The organism is Geodermatophilus siccatus (assembly GCF_900103785.1).
Classification (GTDB): Bacteria; Actinomycetota; Actinomycetes; order Mycobacteriales; family Geodermatophilaceae; genus Geodermatophilus; species Geodermatophilus siccatus.
The window spans coordinates 610060-626494 of record NZ_FNHE01000001.1 but is presented as its reverse complement, the minus strand read 5'-3'; the positions used below and the strand labels follow the sequence as shown (position 1 = coordinate 626494).

The following is a 16435-nucleotide window of genomic DNA, read 5'->3' as shown; positions in this document are numbered from 1 at the left end:
TCGGCGGAGCAGCCCCATTCCGTGACCGCGGTCGCACTCCGAGGGCGGAGCAGGCGGGGAACGGCCTCCCCGGGCACCGCGTTGGTCGGGACGTGCAGCGCTGGAGCAACGGACTCAAGACCGCGGTGCTCCTCGGCCTGATGGGCGGGCTCATCCTGGCCGCCGGTGCCCTGGTCGGCGGCCGGGGTGGACTGCTCGTGGCCCTGGTCGTCGCCCTCGCGGTCAACGGCTACGCCTACTTCAACTCGGACAAGCTCGCCCTGCGGGCCATGCGGGCGTTCCCGGTGACCGAGACCCAGGCGCCGCAGCTCTACGCGATGGTGCGCGACCTGGCCACCGAGGCCCGGCAGCCGATGCCGCGGCTCTACGTCAGCCCCACCGACCAGCCCAACGCCTTCGCGACCGGCCGCAACCCGCGCAACGCGGCCGTCTGCGTCACCCAGGGGATCCTCGAGCTGCTCGACCGCCGGGAGCTGCGCGGCGTGCTCGCCCACGAGCTCTCGCACGTCTACAACCGCGACATCCTGATCAGCTCGGTCGCCGGCGCCATGGCCACGGTGATCACCTACCTGGCGCACATGGCGATGTTCGCCTCGCTGTTCGGTGGGCGGTCGGAGGACGACCGCGGGGGCGGCAACGCCCTCGGCAGCCTGCTGCTGGTGTTCCTCGGCCCGCTGGCCGCGGGCCTGGTGCAGATGGCGGTCAGCCGCAGCCGCGAGTACCAGGCCGACGCATCCGGTGCGCTGCTGTCGCAGGACCCGCTGGCGCTGGCCTCCGCGCTGCGCAAGATCGGCGCCGGTGCGGCCGCCCGGCCGCTGCCCCAGGAGGACCGGCTGGTGACCCAGAGCCACCTGATGATCGCCAACCCGTTCCGCGGCCAGGGCCTGGCCTCGATGTTCGCCACCCACCCGCCGATGCCCGAGCGCATCGCCCGCCTGGAGCAGTTGGCCCGGGAGCTCGGGTGAGGACCCCCTCGCCCACCCCTGGTTCCTCGAGGCTCCATGACTGCGTGCGGTGTCTGCCGGAACAGGGCGCTGGGCCGGGCTCCGGAGTTCGACGCGGTTGGTCCTCCACGGCCGCGAGTGGCACCCGCTCATCCGGGCATCGACGGTAGCGCTGGACGGTGGCGTCCTGGGATCGCCGAAGCCGATCCGGATGGTCACCGGTCTGTCGAAGAACCGGGCGGCTGGCCGACGACCCCCTCGCGGGATCGAATCGTGCCGCTGTGCGGTCATTCCCCTTCCTCGTTGCCAGACCCTTGGAGGTTCGTAGGGAAATGTCGAGGATGGGCGGAGGGGCTGTGAGCCGTCCCTGTCACCACCGGCGGGTCGGGGTGATGATGAGCGCATGCACTTGGCGTACGTCTTCACTCACGCCCCCGGCGCATCAATCGGCCGGGATGACTACGTCAAGGGCTTGCAGCAGTTCCACGACGCTCTCGCAGCAGCGCCGCCCAACGGATTTCTCGCCTCCTGGGTGTGGCACGTCCCGGAAGCTGGTCCCGTCGGCTCTTTCGAGGACTGGTACCTGGTCGAGGACTGGGCCGCTCTGGGGGCGCTGAACGCGGCAGCGGTGACCGGGTCCCGCAAAGCACCTCATGACGCCGTTGCCCCGCTGGCGGGGGCCGGTGCCGGGGGCATCTACGCGCTGGCGTACGGGTACCCGGCCTCCGATGCCGGATACCGACTCCGGATCGACAAGCCCGCTGGCGTGCCCTACTCCTCGTTCGAGGCGGACCTGCTCGACCTGGTCGGCTCGTGGGCGACGGTCTGGAAGCGACAGATGGTCCTCGGGCCCGATCGTGAGTACCTGGTGGATGCACCGTCCCGACCTGGCAGGACGCTGCTCGGCCAGCCGTTGACAGTGGCCGAACTCCGCAGTGTGCGATCGGCCAGGACCGCGTAGTCGCCCGCAGGCGCCTGATGTCGAGCGTGGTCCGATCGCTGCGAGCAGGTGAGGTGTCCCCGTTGAGTGCTCCAGGGCCATGCGCTTGCTGGCTGATCTCGGGCGGTCCGGGAGTCGGCGATCGCACTCGGTGGTCGCAGATGATCATCGTTCTGCAGAACGGATCCGGTGTGGCTGAAGCCCTGCTGCCCTGGCACCCGTGACGAAGCGTCGCCCCGGCGCTGGCTCGAGAGCTCGTCTCATGTGGCGGGTCCGTTCCAGCGGGTCAGCGTGGCGGCGAGGGTGAGAAACGCTCGGAGAACACCGCGCAGGTCAACCGTCATCTACGCGGGAGAATCTCTGACTCGGAGACCGGTCGTTGCTGGACACATGGTTCAGCCAGTACGGCTCTGCAGCGGTCCAGACGTCCTCGATCGGAGTGTTCAGGGTCACGGCCATGTCCCAGCCCGCCGGCGCTGGGGGGCGAACCGGGCTCGCCCCCCAGCACGATCCGTACCCGGTACGGCTACGTCCGCATGGCCATGCGGGCCGCCGTCGTCGACCGGATGATCAACGCCGATCCGTCGGCCGGCGTGCCGCTGGCGAGGGCACGCGAGGCTGCAGTGGCCATGACGAGCCCCGCCGTCGAGGAGGTGGGGCGAGCGCTCGACGTCGCCTCGACCTTGTTCCGGCCGTTCATCGCCGTGTGCGCCCTCGCCGGGCTGCGCCTGGAGGACGTCGACTTCCTGCGTCGGACGACCTCCGTCCGCCACCAGCTGCAGGGTGGGACCAACTCGACGAGCGAGCTCGTGGCGCCCGGGTTCGTGCCCGAGCGGGTCGTCCACGCCCCTGCCGAGCTGATCGCCCAAACCTACGCCGGCGGGCTCATCGCGTCCGACTATGACGTGGTCACCGTGCAGCGGGCTCTCGGGCCCTCCTCGGCGACGATCACGTTCGGCGTCTACGCGACCTCTGGCCCACGGCCGAGGACCGCACGCGCGCCGCAGCCGGCGACCTGGTGGCCGCCGCGCTGGACGCACGTGCGGCCCCCCGGACCGAGACGGTGTGACGACGCCCGGACCTGCAGGGACGTGGCAGGTCAGCGGTAGTTGTCGAACTGCAGGGCGACGTCGAGGTCCTTGCTGCGCAGCAGCTGCTGGACCGCCTGCAGGTCGTCGCGCTTCTTGCCGCTGACCCGCAGCTGGTCGCCCTGGATCTGGGCCTGGACGCCCTTGGGTCCCTCGTCTCGGATGATCTTGGCGATCTTCTTGGCCGTGTCGGACTCGATGCCCTGCTTGATGCGGGCCCCGATCTTGTAGGACTTCCCGGAGGACTGCGGCTCCCCGGCGTCGAGCGACTTCAGCGAGATGTTCCGCTTGACCAGCTTCTCCTTGAACACCTCGAGCGCGGCCGAGACCCGCTCCTCGGTGTCGGCCTGCAGGGTGACGCCCTCCTCGCCGGCCCAGGCGATGGTCGCGTTGGTACCGCGGAAGTCGAAGCGCTGCGACAGCTCCTTGGCGGCCTGGTTGAGGGCGTTGTCGACCTCCTGGCGGTCGACCTTGCTCACCACGTCGAACGACGAGTCGGCCATGTGTCGGTTGCTCCTTGTCCTCTGTCGTCCACCGGTCGCGGTGCGTCCCTGGAGCCACCACCGAGGCCGGTCTCCGCTGTCTTGTACGATCTCCCGGTACCACCACGGCGGGTTGCCCGAGTGGCCAATGGGAGCGGACTGTAAATCCGTCGGCTTAGCCTACGAAGGTTCGAATCCTTCACCCGCCACCCGGTACACGCGGCCCCCGACCTCGGCAGAGGTCGGGGGCCGCTGCCGTCGGTGGGAAGGGCGCGTCTCAGGGGGTGGTCGGGGAGCGGGCGCCGGCGACGGCGGTGCGCTCCAGTGGCTGCCCGCCGAGGAAGAGCCAGCCGAACGCGATCTCCACGTAGCGCGTGCACCGCACCGTGACCTCGACCCCGTCGGTCTCGGTGGACCAGGAGTGCAGCGCCGTCCCGCCGTCGGCCAGCTGGTCGGCCACGGCCGCCTGCGTGCTGGCCCGGGTCAGCGGCAGCGTCGTCCCGACGCCGGTGGCGTAGAGGGCCGCCTCGTCGGTGGCGTTGGCCGCTGCCAGTGCGGCGCCGTCGCAGACCGACTGCACCTGCTGCTGCTCGAGGAACGCGTCGGATGCGGCGATCGCGCCGAACGCCATGAGCGCGGCCACCAGCCAGCACACCAGGACCAGAGGCAGCGTCGAGCCGCGCTCGGCGTCGTCCCCGTCCCGTCGCACGCGGCGCAGCGTAGGTGGCTGCCCGACCTGTCCACGAGCTGTGGACGGCGCTGTGGAGGGCTGTGGACCCGATCGGGGGAACGCCGGTAGGCCGCGCCCGGGTCTGTGGACCCACCGCGACACGCCGACGGGCCCGGGCTCCGGCCGACCCTCCTTTCCCTGCTGGCGCAGGAGGCCCACGTGTACCCCGATCGAGGTACACAGGGTCACATGTCGCCACAGTGTGTGACGGCATGACACCTGGTTGTGTCGGGATGAGTAACGGTGCTTGCCTCCAATGGGTGACGGGCAGCAATCTCTCCGGCGCGGTCCGTACCGAATGACGCTCTGCCCCCGCGCCTGGATGTCTGCCCGCATTTTCGAGCAGTCCTTCATGCCTGAGGAGGCGTCATGAGCAACGACGTGCAGCGCGGTGGCCGGTGGAACCGGGGTGGCCGGTGGAACCGGGGTGGCCGGTGGAACCGCGGCGGTCGCTGGAACCGCGACGCGCAGAGCTGAGCTGCGCGGCCCGGAGGGGGTGGCCGCTGGGGCCACCCCCCTCGGCCGGGTGAGGAGAGCTGGATCCGGGCTCTGCCGCTGCTAGCCTCGGCCTGTTTGTCCAGCCCCTACGAACGCAGGTCATCAGTGGCGAATGCTGAGGTCCGCAAGGCGATCCGGGTGTCGGCGTTGCGGAACCCCTGGTTCGCCGCCGCCGCCGTGGTCGCTGTTGCGCTGATCGCCGTGGCGACGATAGTGCCGCACCACACCGAGGCCTTCGATCTCCGCCTCTTCGTCCTGGTCTTCGCCGGCATGGTGGCCGCCGAGGTGTTCAGCGTCCAGTTCGAGTTCCGCGGACAGGGCGTCGCATGGTCCGCGAGCGAGCTCGCCCTCGTGGTGGCGCTCGTCGAGATCGGCGGGACGTGGGCGGCTCTGGCGCGAGGGGCCGCTGTGGGTGCCGTCCTGGTCGCGCAGCACTACCCGGCTGCCAAGGGCACCTTCAACGTCGGCATGTCCGTCCTCGAGGCCTGCGTGGCCGTCGTGGTCCTCGACCTCGTGCCCGTGGGGGCGATCTCCTCGCCCGCGACCTGGCTCTTCTACCTGGTGGCCATCTTCGCGGCGAACGTGGTCGGCGCGCTGTGCCTCGCGGCCGCCATCACGCTCACGCAGGGCTACCCCGGGCGGGCCCTCTGGGCCAGTCTGCTCATCCCCGTCGTCCTGGTCAGTCCCATGGCCGTCGTCGTGGGCCTCGCCCTGCTGCTCCTGGTCCACGTCACCCCGTGGTCGTGGCTCCTCATCCTGCCCCTCGTGCTCACCCTGGCCCTCCTGTACCGCCGGTTCGGCGCGGTCACGCGCGAGAGCCAGATCCTCGAGCGGGTCTACGAGTTCGCCCGGCGTGTGGAGCAGGTCAGCTCCCAGCCGGACGGGACCCGGCAGATCGTCGAAGCCGTCAAGGAGCTGCTCAACGCCGACCGCGTGGCCCTGTGGCTGCCGCCGTACCTGGACGAGGAGCCGCGGTTGCTCGTCGCGGCGGAGGACGGCCGTGCCTGGTACGACGGCCCCGGTGACCCCGACGACCTCTTCCGCCGGCGGGCCACCGAGGGGACCCATGGCGGCGGCCCGGTCCTGACCTCGCTCGCCCGGGCCACGGAGGCCGAGGTGGCTGCCCTGTCCAGGCGGGGTGCCGAGGAGGTCCTCGCCGCGCCGGTGACCACCGCTGCAGGAGAACCGGGCTATCTCGAGGTCTGCGACCGACGGAACGACGTCGTCACGTTCGGCGACGGGGACCGGGCGGCCCTGGAGTCGATGCTCACGCACGTCAACGCCGCGATCCGGCAGCAGCAGCTGCTGACCCAGATCCGCTACGACGCCGACCACGACCGGCTCACCGGCCTGCCCAACCGGCAGCGGCTCGCGGCCGAGATCGACCAGCTGCTCGCCGAGGACCCGGTCGCCGGGCGGGCAGGCCTCATCCTCGCCTCGCTGGACAACTACGCCGAGGTCACCGACACGCTCGGCCACGCGGCCAGCGACGAGCTGCTGCTGGTCACCGCCGGCCTGCTGCGGGAGCACGCGCCGCCGCAGGCGCTCCTGGCCCGCATGGAGGGCGAGCAGTTCGCCGTCCTGCTGCCCGGGCTGTCGCTGCCGGCGACCGAGCGGGCCGCGCGCCGGCTGCGTGAGGCGACCTCGACCCGCGCCCGGGTCGCCGGCCTGGACCTCGAGGTGACGCTGACCATCGGCGTCGCCGCCGCGCCGGTGCACGGCACGGACGCCGGCACGCTCATGCAACGGGCCGACGTCGCCCTGCTCGCCGGCGCCGGCAAGAGCGGCGTGGCCAGCTACCACCCGGTGCTCGACCAGCAGAGCCTGCGCCGACTGCAGCTGGGCACCGAGCTCGAGCAGGCCATGGCCGACGGCGACATCAGCGTCGTCTTCCAGCCGATCATCGACGCCCGCACCTCCGACATCGTCTCGGTGGAGACCCTGGTGCGCTGGGCGCACCCGCGCTACGGGTCGATCGCGCCCGACGAGTTCATCCACCTGGCCGAGCAGATCGGCCGGATCGGCCTCCTGACCGACTACGTGCTCGACCTGGCGCTGGCCCGCTGCCGGAGGTGGCTGGACCAGGACATCGCGCTGTCGGTGGCGGTCAACCTCTCGGCCCGCTGCCTCACCGAGCCCGACCTGGTCGACCGGGTGCGGCGCGCCCTGCGCCGCCACGCCGTCCCCGGCGAGCTGCTGATCCTGGAGCTCACCGAGGGCAGCGTCGTCGACGACTCGGTGCGCAGCGGCACCGTCCTGGCCGACCTGCACGCCCTGGGCCTGCGGCTGTCCATGGACGACTTCGGCACCGGCTACTCCTCGCTGTCCCAGCTGCGCCAGCTGCCCATCGACGAGGTGAAGATCGACAAGTCCTTCGTGCTGGGGATGGCCACCAGCCAGGGCGAGTCGTTCATCGCCCGCTCGATCATCGAGCTGGCGCACAACCTGGGCCTGCGGGTCGTCGCCGAGGGCGTCGAGGACGAGCTGACGCGCAACCTGCTGGCCGAGATGGGCTGCGACAAGCTGCAGGGCTTCCTGGTCAGCCGGCCGCTGCCCGACCAGCGGCTGGAGAGCTGGATCCTGGCCCGCACCGGCGTGCGCTCCGCTGTCCCCGGCACGCCGCACCGGCGCCTGTTCGTGCGCTCCTGAGCACGCCGGGACCCCCCTGCGACAGACCCCTCGAGGCGTCAGGTAGAGTTCCTGACGGCTCGAAGCCCGCCCCTTTAGCTCAGTCGGCAGAGCGTCTCCATGGTAAGGAGAAGGTCTACGGTTCGATTCCGTAAAGGGGCTCTGGAACAACACAGTGGCCGCTCGGCCCGGTTGCCGAGACCGGGTCGCACGGTCACGTCCGGCGGTGTAGCTCAGCCAGGCAGAGCAAGCGGCTCATAATCGCTGTGTCACCGGTTCAAATCCGGTCACCGCTACTCTCGACGGACCCCGCTCACCCGGGGTCCGTCGGCGTGTTGCAGCACCGTGCGGGCACCCGCTCGCGCGTCCCGGGCCCGGCCCGGTCCCGACAAGGCGAGGAGCGCCCCGTGGCAGCCACCGACATCCGTCCGAAGATCACCCTGGCCTGCCAGGAGTGCAAGAGCCGGAACTACATCACGCGCAAGAACCGGCGGAACGACCCCGACCGGCTCGAGCTGAAGAAGTTCTGCCCCAAGGACCGCAAGCACACCGTGCACCGCGAGACCCGCTGACGCGGTCTCGAGCCACCGCAGGGACGTGCTGAGCCAGCGCGTCGTCGAGAGGGAGGGCGGGAGCATGGCGCTCGATCCGGCACTGGTCGGGCGCAGCTACCCGCCCTCCGCCGTCTACGAGGTCGGCCGGCAGAAGATCGCCGAGTTCGCCGACGCCATCGGTGCGGCCGACCCGGTGCACCGGGACCCCGAGGCCGCCCGCGCGGCCGGGTACCCCGACGTGATCGCCCCGCCCACCTTCGCCATCGCCCTGACGCTCTCGGCGGCCGGTGTCGTCGTCGAGGACCCCGACGTCGCACTCGACTACAGCCGCGTCGTCCAGGGCGAGCAGCGCTTCACCCACCACCGGCCCATCCGCGCCGGTGACCGTCTCGTCGCCACGCCCGTCATCGAGGCCGTGCGCAGCGTCGGCGGCAACGACCTGCTCACCACCCGCGTGGACGTCGCCACGGAGGACGGCGAGCCGGTCTGCGCGGCCACCTCGATGCTCGTCGCCCGGGGGACCGCGTGAGCGACTCCGCAGCACCGCCGGCTCCGCCGGGCGGGAGCGAAGGGAGGGCACGGTGACCGCCACGGTGCGGGCCGCCGACGTCGCCGTCGGCACCGAGCTGCCCGAGCAGACCTATCCCGTCACGCGGGCCGACCTCGTCCGCTACGCCGGCGCCTCCGGTGACTTCAACCCCATCCACTGGAACGAGCGGGTGGCCACCGAGGTCGGCCTGCCCGGCGTCATCGCGCACGGGATGCTCACCATGGCGCTGGCCGCGCGCGCGGTCACCGCCTGGGCCGGCGACCCGGGCGCGCTGGTCGAGTACCACGTGCGGTTCGGTCGGCCGGTCGTCGTCCCCGACGACGGCACCGGTGCCCGGGTGACCGTCCGCGGCAAGGTCGGCGCCCTGGGCGAGGACGGCCGCGCCCGCGTCGACCTGACCGTCACCAGCGGCGGCGAGAAGGTGCTCTCGCTGGCCCGCGCCACCGTCCAGCTGGCGTGACCGCGCGGCGGCCCCTGCTCGCGCTCGGTGCCGTCCTGCTGCTCCCCGGCTGCGGAGCATCCTTCGTCGACACCCTCGCCGCCGAGCGGTCGGTCCCGCCGCCCGCCACCACGCCGGCCGAGGAGGACTGCGCACAGCGCGCCGAGCCCGACCCCGACCGGCCGGTCGTCGAGCTGGACCTCCGGCTGGACGACGGCCTGCGCACGGTCACCGGCACCGAGACCGTCGTCTTCACCCCCGACCTGCCCACCGACGAGCTGGTCTTCCGGCTGGTCCCCAACGGGCCCGGGCCGGCCGCGGCCGGCAACCGCCTGGTCGTCGACGCCGCGCGCGGGGACGACGTCGCCGGCAGTGGCTACGAGGAGGCCGGGGCCGACGGCCCGGGTGGCCTGTTCGTCGTCCGGCTGGACGGGGAGCTCCCTGCCGGGGAGGCGACCGAGGTGGCCCTGGACTTCACGCTCACCCTCGGGGAGGGCGACTTCGAGCGGGTGGGCGCGGCCGACGGCGTCTCCTGGTGGGCCAGCGGCGCGCCGCTGCTGGCCTGGCAGCCCGGTGTCGGCTGGGCCCGCGACCCGTTCGTCGGCCTCCCGGGCGAGACCGCGACGAGCCCCGTCGCCGAGACGACCGTCCGGGTCTCGGTCCCCGAGGCGCTCACCGTGCTCATGACCGGCGACCAGGCCGCACCCGCCGCGCCGCAGGACGGCCGGCGCACCTGGACCTCGGTCGAGCCGGTCGCCCGGGACGTGAGCGTCGCCGTGGGGGAGTTCGACACCGCGAGCGCCACCGGCGGGGGCGGGGTCGAGGTCACGACCGGCGTGCTGCCGGGCGCGGACGTCCCGGCCCGGGAGCTCACCGCGTGGACCCTCGCCGCGATCGACCAGCTCGAGACCCGCTTCGGCCCCTTCCCGTACGCCACGCTCACCGTGCCGCTGCTGCCGATCGAGGGGGGCGGCATCGAGTACCCGAGCTCGATCCTGCTGGCCGGCGCCGACCGGCGCGTGCTGCTCCACGAGGTCGCGCACATGTGGTTCTACGGGATGGTCGGCGACTCCCAGTTCCGCGATCCGTGGCTGGACGAGGCGTTCGCCACCTACGCCGAGTCCGTCACCTTCCCGGTGTCCGAGGAGGCCGCGGCGGGGGCGCTGGGCACGCCCGGTGAGGTGGGCGCCGCGATGGACCAGTTCGACAGCGCCGCGGAGTACCTCCGCCGGGTGTACGGCAAGGGCGGCGCCGCGCTCGTGACCGCCCGCGAGGCCGCGGGCGCCGAGGCGTTCGACGCCGCCCTGCGCTGCTACGTCGACGCCAACGCGTGGACGATCGCCACGCCGGACGACGTCGCACGAGCGCTGGAGGACCTGCCCGCGGCGCTCGACGTCCTCACCGAGGCAGGCGCCCTCGACGAGTAGGAGGGCCTCGTCCTGCTCAGCCGGCCGAGCCGAGCAGTCGCTGCATCCGGGTCACGCCCTCGACCAGGTCGTCGTCGCCGAGGGCGTAGGACATCCGCAGGTAGCCCGGTGTGCCGAAGGCCTCCCCGGGGACGACGGCGACCTCCGCCTCCTCGAGGACGATCTCGGCCAGCTGCACGCTGTCCGCCGCCATCCGGCCGGCGATCGGCCGGCCCAGCAGGGCCTTGACCGACGGGTAGACGTAGAAGGCGCCGCGCGGCTCGGGGCAGGCCACCCCGGGGATCTCGCGCAGCATCGACACGATCGTGCGCCGCCGCCGGTCGAAGGCCTCCCGCATCGTGGCCGCGGCCGACAGGTCACCGGTCAGCGCGGCGACCGCGGCCGCCTGCGACACGTTGGCCACGTTCGAGGTGGCGTGCGACTGCAGGTTCGTGGCGGCCTTGACGACGTCGGCGGGCCCGACGACCCAGCCCACCCGCCAGCCGGTCATCGCGTAGGTCTTGGCGACCCCGTTGACGACGACGCAGCGGTCGGCGAGCTCCGGGACGACGACCGGCATCGACGGCGCCGTCGCGCCGTCGTAGGTGAGGTGCTCGTAGATCTCGTCGGTGAGCACCCACAGCCCGTGCTCGTACGCCCAGCGGCCGATCTCCTCGACCAGCTCCGGCGGGTACACCGCGCCGGTCGGGTTGGACGGCGAGCAGAACAGCAGGACCTTGGTGCGCGGCGTCCGGGCGGCCTCGAGCTGGGCCACCGACACCAGGTAGCCGCTCTCCTCGTCGGCCACGACCGGCACCGGCACGCCCCCGGCCAGGGCGATCGCCTCGGGGTAGGTGGTCCAGTACGGCGCGGGCAGCAGCACCTCGTCGCCCGGGTCGAGCATCGTGGCGAAGGCCTCGTACACGGCCTGCTTGCCGCCGTTGGTCACCAGCACGTTCGCCGGGGTGACCTGCAGCCCCGAGTCGCGCGCGGTCTTGGCGACGATCGCCTCCTTGAGCGCCGGCAGCCCGCCCGCGGGGGTGTAGCGGTGCATCGCCGGCTGGCGGCAGGCAGCGACGGCGGCCTCGACGATGTAGTCCGGCGTGGGGAAGTCCGGCTCGCCGGCGCCGAAGCCGATCACCGGCTTGCCCGCGGCCTTGAGCGCCTTGGCCTTGGCGTCCACCGCCAGCGTCGCCGACTCGGCGATCGCGGCGATGCGGCGGGAGATGCGCCGGTCGGCGGGCGATGGCCCGGGGGACGGGGCAGCGGACTCCGAGGGGGAGACGGCGGTCATGGCCCCATCATGTCGGAGGCCGGTGTGCGCGGTCGCCTCCGATCCCGGCGCGACCCCGCCGGCGCCCCTTCCGCCCGACGCGTCAGGAGTCCCCGCCCGGCACGTTGGTCGGCGTCCTCCGCGGTCCCGTACACTGGCTGCCCTGGGGCCACTGACCCCGCCACCGGCGTGCCCCGGAACCCCTCGCGGGGAACGGTGCCGCGCGGAGCGGGTCACGCGGTCCCGGGCGGCCCCGTCCCGGGTCCCACCCTGAGCTCGCGAGGGGTGGGGAGGGCGGGGTCCTCCAAGGGGTGTAGCTCAATTGGCAGAGCAGCGGTCTCCAAAACCGCAGGCTGCAGGTTCAAGTCCTGTCACCCCTGCCCGTGCCGCCGGCTCCCCGGCGGCGACGTGCACGACCCGCACGACAGCACGACCACCGACCGTCGGCCCGAGGACAACGGCCACCACCAGCGAGGCGAGCGAGGCGCAGTGAGCGACGAGAAGCCGGCACGCGAGGGCGACCCCCGCGCCGCCTCCGACGCCGAGCTGACCGACGAGCAGCTCGACCGCGAGGCGCCGGGCGTGGCCGACGCCGCCGAGCTGGAGGCCGCCGAGGCCGAGGTCGCCGCCGAGGCCGAGAGCGACGAGGACAAGGTCGTGGCGGCGCGGCAGACCGGTGCCCGCCGCGGCGGCCGGATCACCGCCGGGGACGACGAGGACGACGAGCCGGCCCCCCGCTCCCGCCGGGCCGCCCGCGAGCGCACGCCGTCGCGACCCGCCGAGAGCGGTCCGACCCGGTCGCGGGCCGCCGCCGAGCGTGACCGCGCCGCCGAGGCGCGGCAGCGGCGCAGCATCCGCCGGTTCCTCCGCGAGGTCGTCGCCGAGCTCCGCAAGGTCATCTGGCCGGGGCGCCGGGAGCTGATCACCTACACGACCGTCGTCATCGTCTTCGTGGCCTTCATCGTCGCGCTGGTGGCCGGCCTGGACCTCCTCTTCGCCCAGGGCGTGCTCGCCGTCTTCGGCTGAGCCCACCCGCGCCTGCACCACCGACAAGGAAGAGACACCGTGACCGACCCCCGCGAGCCCTTCGAGACCGACAGCGCCGTCCCGGCCACCGACCTCGACGACGCCCGCTTCGACGTGCGCGGCACCGCGGACGTCGAGACCGGCGCCGGCGAGACCGGGGCTGCCGAGGGCTCCGTCGACACCGCCGACCAGGACGCCCTCACCGGCGTGGCCGACGTGGCGCCCGACGTGGAGAGCGGTGACCCCGACAGCCTGACCACCGACCCGCTGGCCGCTCCGGCGGAGTCCTCCGACCTCGACGGGCTGGGCGACCAGACCGAGGACGACGAGGAGGCCGACCCGGCCGAGGCGATGCGCAAGGTGCTGCGCGGCCAGTTCGGCGACTGGTACGTCATCCACTCGTACGCCGGCTACGAGAACAAGGTGAAGACCAACCTGGAGTCGCGCATCCAGTCGCTGGACATGGAGGACTACATCTTCCAGATCGAGGTGCCCACCGAGGAGGTCACCGAGATCAAGAACGGCAAGCGCACCCAGGTCAACCGGAAGAAGCTGCCCGGCTACCTCCTCGTCCGCATGGACCTCAACGACGAGTCCTGGGGCGCGGTGCGCAACACCCCCGGCGTCACCGGCTTCGTCGGGGCGACGTCACGCCCCTCGCCGCTGAGCATCGACGAGGTCGTCAGCCTGCTCGCCCCCGCGGCCGGCCCGCAGACGACCAAGGCGGCGGAAACGACGAGCACCGCCACCACGGCCGCCCCGACCACCGTCGTCGACTTCGAGGTCGGCGAGTCGGTCACCGTCATGGACGGCCCGTTCGCCACCCTCCCGGCCACGATCAACGAGATCAACGCCGAGCAGCAGAAGCTGCAGGTGCTGGTCTCCATCTTCGGCCGCGAGACGCCGGTCGAGCTGTCGTTCAACCAGGTCCAGAAGCTGTAGGACCTCGCTGCCCCCACCGCTCGCACGCTCGCGGCGGGCCCCTGCAGCGAGGGCCGAACCGCACCGACTCGTCCACGAGGAGACAGAAGGAAGTCATGCCCCCCAGGAAGCGGTTGACCGCGGTCATCAAGCTCCAGATCAACGCCGGTGCGGCCACCCCCGCGCCGCCCGTCGGTCCGGCGCTGGGCCAGCACGGCGTCAACATCATGGAGTTCTGCAAGGCGTACAACGCCGCCACGGAGTCGCAGCGCGGCAACGTGATCCCGGTCGAGATCTCGGTCTACGAGGACCGCTCGTTCACCTTCGTCACCAAGACCCCGCCCGCGGCCCGCATGCTGCTCAAGGCGGCCGGCGTGGAGAAGGGCTCCGGCGAGCCGCACAAGACCAAGGTCGCCACCGTGACGCGGGACCAGGTCCGCGAGATCGCGCAGACCAAGATGCAGGACCTGAACGCCAACTCCCTCGACGAGGCGGAGAAGATCATCGCCGGCACCGCCCGGTCGATGGGCATCACCGTCCAGGGCTGAGGGAAGCCGCCGGGCTCCGGCGGCGTTCCACCAGCGGGTCCCACGAGGGACCCGCTCGAGCACCAGTGGGAGGGCCCCGCCAGGCCCGTGCACCACACGACTCCCGGCCGAGGTGCTGGGGGAGGGGAACCACCATGGCGAAGCACGGCAAGAAGTACCGCGAGGTCGCGGCGAAGGTCGACCGCGAGAACCTCTACACCCCGCTGCAGGCGGCCACCCTGGCCAAGGAGACGTCGCCGACGGCCTACGACGCCACCGTCGAGGTGGCCATGCGCCTGGGCGTCGACCCGCGCAAGGCCGACCAGATGGTCCGCGGCACGGTGAACCTGCCGCACGGCACCGGCAAGACCGCCCGCGTCATCGTCTTCGCGACCGGTGACAAGGCCGCCGAGGCCGAGGCCGCCGGCGCCGACGTCGTCGGCTCCGACGACCTGATCGAGCGCATCCAGGGCGGCTTCCTGGACTTCGACGCCGCGATCGCCACCCCGGACCAGATGGCCAAGGTCGGCCGGATCGCGCGCATCCTCGGCCCGCGCGGCCTGATGCCGAACCCGAAGACCGGCACGGTGACCCCCGACGTCACCAAGGCGGTCAACGACATCAAGGGCGGGAAGATCAACTTCCGCGTCGACAAGCAGGCCAACCTGCACCTGGTGATCGGCAAGGCCTCGTTCGACGAGACCAAGCTGGTGGAGAACTACGCCGCGGCCCTCGACGAGGTGCTCCGCGCCAAGCCGGCGGCTGCCAAGGGCCGGTACGTGAAGAAGGTCACCATCTCCACCACCATGGGCCCGGGCATCCCGGTCGACCCCAACCGCACCCGCAACCTGACGGTGGACGAGCCCACCGCCTGAGCAAGGACCCCCTCGCCCCCTGCGAGGGAGCCACCCACGGACGGTCCCGAGGGCCCCGCCGCGCACCGCGCGGCGGGGCCCTCGTGCGTTGCGGGCACCCGGGGTGGCTGCCCCGGCCGCGTCCGGGTGAGGACGGCGGCGTCGACTCGACCGGATGTATGCTGGGCCCGTTCCCCCCACGACCGCTGGTCGTCGCACGTCCGCGTGCGATCGAAGGTCCCGGACTCCGGGCGGCCCGCGCAGGAGGACGGTTCGATCGGCGCGGCGCCGTGTGCCCGCGTTCTTCGCCCCGTGCGCCTGCGCCGGGGCGTTCCTCGTCTCCGGGCCCGGTTGATCGCCCGCCGTCGTGCACCGGCCGGTGGTCGGCCCGACAGACGAGAGGAGGCCCATGCCCACGCAGGCGAAGGCCGCGGTGATCGACGAGATCACCGAGCGGTTCCAGTCGTCCAGCGCAGCGGTGCTCACGGAGTACCGCGGGCTGACCGTGGCCCAGCTGACCCAGCTGCGCCGTTCCCTCGGTGAGGGCAGCAGCTACGCCGTCGTCAAGAACACCCTGACGAAGCGGGCCGCGGAGCAGGTCGGCCACGCCGACCTGGCGCCGCTGCTCAACGGCCCGACCGCGATCGCCTTCATCGAGGGCGACCCGGTCACCGCGGCCAAGGCCATCCGTGACTTCGCGCGCACCAACCCGCTGCTCGTCGTCAAGGGCGGCGTGGTCGAGGGCCGCACGGTCGGCCCGGCCGAGGTCACCGCCCTCGCCGACGTCGAGCCGCGCGAGGTCCTGCTGGCCAAGCTGGCCGGCGCCATGATGGGCAACCTCAGCAAGGCCGCGGGCCTGTTCCAGGCCCCGCTGTCCCAGGTCGCCCGGCTGGCCGCCGCGCTGCAGGAGAAGAAGCCCGCCGAGGGCGCCGACTCCGCGGTCGACACCGCTGCTGCTGACACCACCACCGACACCGCTGACGCCGCGGACGCTGCGGCCAGCACCGACTGACCCCAGAAGGAGAGATCATGGCCAAGCTGTCCACCGCGGAGCTGCTCGACGCGTTCAAGGAGATGACGCTGCTCGAGCTGTCCGACTTCGTGAAGCAGTTCGAGGAGACCTTCGAGGTCACCGCCGCTGCTCCGGTCGCCGTCGCGGCCGCCCCGGCCGCCGGTGCCGGCGACGGCGGCGCCCCGGCCGCCGAGGAGCAGGACGAGTTCGACGTCATCCTCGAGAGCGCCGGCGACAAGAAGATCCAGGTCATCAAGGAGGTGCGCGGCCTGACCTCGCTCGGCCTCAAGGAGGCCAAGGACCTGGTCGACGGCGCGCCGAAGCCGATCCTGGAGAAGGTCGACAAGGACGCCGCCGAGAAGGCCCGGGCCGCTCTCGAGGGCGCCGGCGCCACCGTCACCGTCAAGTGACCCGGCACCCGGCGCTCGCCGGGTGATGCACCACCCCGCACGACCCGCAGGGGCCGTCCTCCACCCGGAGGGCGGCCCCTGCGTCGTCCGTGCGCCGGACCCCAGCTCCGGTGCGGAGGACATCGGTGCGGACGGCGGGGCCGCGGCCCGCCG

At 72.5% G+C, this 16435-nt stretch carries 17 protein-coding genes and 4 tRNA genes; 18 read left to right on the top strand and 3 right to left on the bottom strand.

Translation table 11 applies throughout. The features are described 5' to 3' along the window. Positions 1-92 precede the first annotated feature (92 nt). From htpX to BLS21_RS02970, 3 genes are all read left to right on the top strand, one after another. Positions 93-965 (top strand): zinc metalloprotease HtpX, encoded by an 873-nt coding sequence (gene htpX, locus BLS21_RS02980; RefSeq protein ID WP_091213468.1) that lies wholly within the window; start codon positions 93-95, stop codon positions 963-965. Positions 966-1353: 388 nt separating this feature from the next. Beyond that, positions 1354-1905 carry a hypothetical protein gene (locus BLS21_RS02975; protein WP_139176997.1) on the top strand — a complete coding sequence of 184 codons (552 nt, stop codon included), beginning with the start codon at positions 1354-1356 and terminating at the stop codon, positions 1903-1905. 515 nt (positions 1906-2420) lie between these two features. Continuing rightward, complete coding sequence (locus tag BLS21_RS02970) at positions 2421-2993, top strand: site-specific integrase (protein WP_245699983.1); 573 nt, start codon at positions 2421-2423, stop codon at positions 2991-2993. On the opposite strand, the gene BLS21_RS02965 is transcribed toward BLS21_RS02970, so the two are convergent. Then, the gene (locus tag BLS21_RS02965) at positions 2984-3475 is read right to left on the bottom strand and encodes a YajQ family cyclic di-GMP-binding protein (RefSeq protein ID WP_091213463.1); all 492 of its coding nucleotides are present in this window, start codon (positions 3473-3475) and stop codon (positions 2984-2986) included. The two genes, BLS21_RS02970 and BLS21_RS02965, sit on opposite strands and share 10 nt — an antisense overlap. Before the next feature lie 106 nt (positions 3476-3581). Between BLS21_RS02965 and BLS21_RS02960 the strand changes: the two genes are divergently transcribed. Next, positions 3582-3663, top strand: a tRNA-Tyr gene (locus tag BLS21_RS02960). A gap of 68 nt (positions 3664-3731) precedes the next feature. Here the strand turns inward: BLS21_RS02960 and BLS21_RS02955 are convergent. Further along, positions 3732-4163, bottom strand: a complete 432-nt coding sequence (locus BLS21_RS02955) for a pilus assembly protein TadG-related protein (RefSeq protein WP_091213460.1) — start codon at positions 4161-4163, stop codon at positions 3732-3734. A gap of 624 nt (positions 4164-4787) precedes the next feature. On the opposite strand from BLS21_RS02955, the gene BLS21_RS02950 reads away from it, so the two are divergent. The 7 genes from BLS21_RS02950 (at position 4788) to BLS21_RS02920 (ending at position 10280) form a co-directional block, all read left to right on the top strand. Next, positions 4788-7331, top strand: coding sequence for a putative bifunctional diguanylate cyclase/phosphodiesterase (locus BLS21_RS02950; RefSeq protein WP_245699981.1), 2544 nt, complete (start codon positions 4788-4790; stop codon positions 7329-7331). 68 nt (positions 7332-7399) lie between these two features. Then, positions 7400-7472, top strand: a tRNA-Thr gene (locus BLS21_RS02945). A 60-nt stretch (positions 7473-7532) separates the two neighbouring features. Next, positions 7533-7606, top strand: a tRNA-Met gene (locus BLS21_RS02940). Between the two features lie 111 nt (positions 7607-7717). Then, positions 7718-7882: a 50S ribosomal protein L33 gene (gene rpmG, locus BLS21_RS02935; protein WP_091156778.1), complete on the top strand. Its 165-nt coding sequence runs from the start codon at positions 7718-7720 to the stop codon at positions 7880-7882. 64 nt (positions 7883-7946) lie between these two features. Then, positions 7947-8393 (top strand): MaoC family dehydratase N-terminal domain-containing protein, encoded by a 447-nt coding sequence (locus BLS21_RS02930; protein ID WP_091213458.1) that lies wholly within the window; start codon positions 7947-7949, stop codon positions 8391-8393. Positions 8394-8445: 52 nt separating this feature from the next. Then, positions 8446-8874, top strand: a complete 429-nt coding sequence (locus tag BLS21_RS02925) for a MaoC family dehydratase (RefSeq protein WP_091213455.1) — start codon at positions 8446-8448, stop codon at positions 8872-8874. After that, positions 8871-10280 carry a gluzincin family metallopeptidase gene (locus BLS21_RS02920; protein WP_245699979.1) on the top strand — a complete coding sequence of 470 codons (1410 nt, stop codon included), beginning with the start codon at positions 8871-8873 and terminating at the stop codon, positions 10278-10280. Before BLS21_RS02925 ends, BLS21_RS02920 begins: the two co-directional genes overlap by 4 nt. Before the next feature lie 16 nt (positions 10281-10296). On the opposite strand, the gene BLS21_RS02915 is transcribed toward BLS21_RS02920, so the two are convergent. Continuing rightward, positions 10297-11553 carry a pyridoxal phosphate-dependent aminotransferase gene (locus BLS21_RS02915; RefSeq protein ID WP_091213452.1) on the bottom strand — a complete coding sequence of 419 codons (1257 nt, stop codon included), beginning with the start codon at positions 11551-11553 and terminating at the stop codon, positions 10297-10299. A gap of 286 nt (positions 11554-11839) precedes the next feature. Here BLS21_RS02915 and BLS21_RS02910 point away from each other — a divergent pair. From BLS21_RS02910 to rplL, 7 genes are all read left to right on the top strand, one after another. After that, a tRNA-Trp gene (locus BLS21_RS02910) sits at positions 11840-11912 on the top strand. A 109-nt stretch (positions 11913-12021) separates the two neighbouring features. Then, positions 12022-12558 carry a preprotein translocase subunit SecE gene (secE, locus tag BLS21_RS02905; RefSeq protein ID WP_175479372.1) on the top strand — a complete coding sequence of 179 codons (537 nt, stop codon included), beginning with the start codon at positions 12022-12024 and terminating at the stop codon, positions 12556-12558. Positions 12559-12597: 39 nt separating this feature from the next. Beyond that, the gene (nusG, locus tag BLS21_RS02900; protein ID WP_217635943.1) at positions 12598-13500 is read left to right on the top strand and encodes a transcription termination/antitermination protein NusG; all 903 of its coding nucleotides are present in this window, start codon (positions 12598-12600) and stop codon (positions 13498-13500) included. A 95-nt stretch (positions 13501-13595) separates the two neighbouring features. Next, positions 13596-14027 (top strand): 50S ribosomal protein L11, encoded by a 432-nt coding sequence (gene rplK, locus BLS21_RS02895; protein ID WP_091213447.1) that lies wholly within the window; start codon positions 13596-13598, stop codon positions 14025-14027. A gap of 134 nt (positions 14028-14161) precedes the next feature. Beyond that, the gene (gene rplA / locus BLS21_RS02890; protein ID WP_091213443.1) at positions 14162-14881 is read left to right on the top strand and encodes a 50S ribosomal protein L1; all 720 of its coding nucleotides are present in this window, start codon (positions 14162-14164) and stop codon (positions 14879-14881) included. A 388-nt stretch (positions 14882-15269) separates the two neighbouring features. Beyond that, positions 15270-15872, top strand: a complete 603-nt coding sequence (gene rplJ / locus BLS21_RS02885) for a 50S ribosomal protein L10 (protein WP_091213441.1) — start codon at positions 15270-15272, stop codon at positions 15870-15872. Positions 15873-15889: 17 nt separating this feature from the next. Further along, on the top strand, positions 15890-16282 hold the full coding sequence (gene rplL / locus BLS21_RS02880; protein WP_091213438.1) for a 50S ribosomal protein L7/L12: 393 nt from the start codon (positions 15890-15892) through the stop codon (positions 16280-16282). The last annotated feature ends 153 nt before the right edge of the window (positions 16283-16435 follow it).

Coding starts and splice junctions, on each gene's coding strand:
- rplA (WP_091213443.1), top strand. CDS start 14,162: ATGGCGAAGCACGGCAAGAAGTACCGCGAGGTCGCGGCGAAGGTCGAC.
- BLS21_RS02930 (WP_091213458.1), top strand. CDS start 7,947: ATGGCGCTCGATCCGGCACTGGTCGGGCGCAGCTACCCGCCCTCCGCC.
- BLS21_RS02915 (WP_091213452.1), bottom strand. CDS start 11,553: ATGACCGCCGTCTCCCCCTCGGAGTCCGCTGCCCCGTCCCCCGGGCCA.
- BLS21_RS02965 (WP_091213463.1), bottom strand. CDS start 3,475: ATGGCCGACTCGTCGTTCGACGTGGTGAGCAAGGTCGACCGCCAGGAG.
- rplJ (WP_091213441.1), top strand. CDS start 15,270: ATGCCCACGCAGGCGAAGGCCGCGGTGATCGACGAGATCACCGAGCGG.
- rplK (WP_091213447.1), top strand. CDS start 13,596: ATGCCCCCCAGGAAGCGGTTGACCGCGGTCATCAAGCTCCAGATCAAC.
- BLS21_RS02970 (WP_245699983.1), top strand. CDS start 2,421: ATGGCCATGCGGGCCGCCGTCGTCGACCGGATGATCAACGCCGATCCG.
- rplL (WP_091213438.1), top strand. CDS start 15,890: ATGGCCAAGCTGTCCACCGCGGAGCTGCTCGACGCGTTCAAGGAGATG.